We start from the raw sequence: 2,145 nt of genomic DNA, 5'->3' as shown, positions 1-2,145 counted from the left end.
ATCCACTTCGCTCGAAAACGCTTTAGTTCGCCGGGTTGTCCTCGCTGGGATAGACCCCGCGCAACACCTCCTCGAAATGGTCCTTGACCGCCTCGTTGCACAGGCAGGAGCGCAGACGCAGCTTGTCCGGATCTCGGATCACGATCGCGCCGCGGCGGGTCTCCAGCACGCCCTCTGCCTTGAAGTTCTGAATCACCCGGCTGGTGTAGCTGCGGCCGACGCCGAGCAGGGTCGAGAGCTGTTCATGGGTGAGCGGCACCACGCCGTTGCCATTGGTGCGCTCCATCGCCGAGATCATCCATTTCGCGGCGCGCTGCTCGATCGAGTGGATCGCGTTGCAGGCGGTCGACTGGAAGATCTGCGCCAGCATGCAGTCGGCATAGCGCGCGAAGATGTTGCGCACCGAGATCGACTTCAGCTTGGCGGCATCGAGCTTGCTGAGCGGCAGCCGCATGAATGGTCCGCCGAACTTGACGGTGATGCGGGTATAGGCCGGCAGGAATCCCTGGCTGACGATGCCGCCGACCGCGCCCTCGCGGCCGACTAGGATGGTCTCGACATCGCGCCCGTCCTCGTTGGCCACCATGAAGGAGGCGAGGCTCGGTCCGCATGGAAAATGCACGATCTGGACATCGTCGCCGGGGCTGTAGAGCAGCTCGCCGGCCTCGGCCTCGACCATTGCGAGATGCGACGATATCAGCTCGTAATCGGCGGCATTCAGCCGGCGCAGCAGATTGTTGAACGGCCGGTCATTCGTCCCGGCCAACTCGGTTCGTTTGGCAATCATTGGAAAATCCTGAAATCCCAACGCTCATCGTACCGAAAAAGTTCCCGATCTTATGTTCACTAGTGCACAGACGGCGCGGCCACGGATGTGAAAGTTTCATCGCGGGAACAGCCGGCGTGCTTTGGGCGCCGGTCGCGGGCCATCCGGCCGGACCTGATCCGGTCTCTCATCCATCATCGAAGAAATGGACGCCGAGCCATGGAATCCGCCCCCAATGCCGGGATCCCCGGCGACGTTCTCGTGGTCGAGGACGATCCGATCATCTCGCTCTATTTCGAGGACACCATCCTCGGCTTCGGCGCGCGGACGGTGCGCACCGCGGCGAACGTCGCCCGCGCGCTCGAACTGATCGCCGAGCGGGCGCCGGATTTCGCGCTGCTCGACGTCGGGCTCGTCAGGGGCGAGAAGACGTTCGTGATCGCCGAGCACCTGAACGCGATGAAGGTGCCCTTCGCATTCGTCACCGGCTATGGTGCCGAGATCCGGCTGCCGGCATCGCTCGCCGACAAGCCTCGGTTGACCAAGCCGTGTTCGAGCGAGACGCTCGAGGCGGTGCTGCGGCGCCCATTCGATTGAATTCGCCCCGGCGATCAGGGCGAGTTCGCGCGACCCGATTACACCGGCTTCGGATCAAGCGTGATCGCCCACAGTTCGGCGTCGACGCGATCGCGCAGGCTGACGGTCATCTGGCCGCTCTTGCCGTCGATCCTGACGTGGCCGAAGAACTGCATGCCGGCCGACGGCGGCAGGTTCTGGTTGGCATCGCCCGGCGCCTTGACGAACTTCACCTCGGGGCCAAACGTGTTGTCGAGCTCGTTCGGGCCGAACGTGCCGGCATGCAGCGGGCCGGAGACGAATTCCCAGAACGGGTCGAACTCCTGGAACTGGGCCTTGTTCGGGTTGTAGTAATGCGCCGCCGCATAGTGCACGTCGGCGGTCAGCCACACCGTGTTGACGATATTAGCGGTCTTGATGAAGCGCAGGATGTCGGCGATCTCGAGCTCGCGGCCGCGCGGCGGGCCGTCGCCCTGCGCGAAGGCTTCCGAGCCCTTCTTGTTGGTGGCATCGTCATAGACGATCAGCGACAGCGGCATGTCGGAGGCGATCACCTTCCAGGTCGCGCGCGAGTTGAGCAGCGCGCGTTTCAGCCAGGCCATCTGGTCGGGTCCGATGAAGTAGGCGTCGGGGCCGTAGGTCTCCTGTAGGTTCGGACCGTTGGGGCCGCGATAGCTGCGTTCGTCGAGCATGAACACGTCGAGATGCGGACCGTAGCTCAGCGTGCGATAGACGCGGCCGGGCTCGACGATGCTTTCGCGCATCGGATACATCTCGTGGAACGCCTTGGCCGCGCGCGCGGC

3 protein-coding genes are annotated in these 2,145 nt (G+C 64.1%); 1 reads left to right on the top strand and 2 read right to left on the bottom strand.

The window, feature by feature from the left end:
- Positions 1-22: 22 nt before the first annotated feature.
- Entirely contained in the window at positions 23-787 is a 765-nt protein-coding gene (locus tag B2W55_RS18025) for a Crp/Fnr family transcriptional regulator (RefSeq protein WP_024583168.1), read from the bottom strand.
- A gap of 198 nt (positions 788-985) precedes the next feature.
- On the opposite strand from B2W55_RS18025, the gene B2W55_RS18020 reads away from it, so the two are divergent.
- Positions 986-1,363, top strand: coding sequence for a response regulator (locus B2W55_RS18020; RefSeq protein ID WP_024583169.1), 378 nt, complete (start codon positions 986-988; stop codon positions 1,361-1,363).
- Positions 1,364-1,401: 38 nt separating this feature from the next.
- Here the strand turns inward: B2W55_RS18020 and B2W55_RS18015 are convergent.
- On the bottom strand, positions 1,402-2,145 hold a 744-nt coding region (locus tag B2W55_RS18015; RefSeq protein ID WP_291532263.1), incomplete at its 5' end, for an alkaline phosphatase D family protein.

It is taken from the genome of Bradyrhizobium sp. UBA2491, from assembly GCF_002341725.1.
Lineage (GTDB): Bacteria > Pseudomonadota > Alphaproteobacteria > Rhizobiales > Xanthobacteraceae > Bradyrhizobium.
Note: the sequence above shows the minus strand (reverse complement) of the source record. Positions and strands in the feature narration are given on the sequence as shown.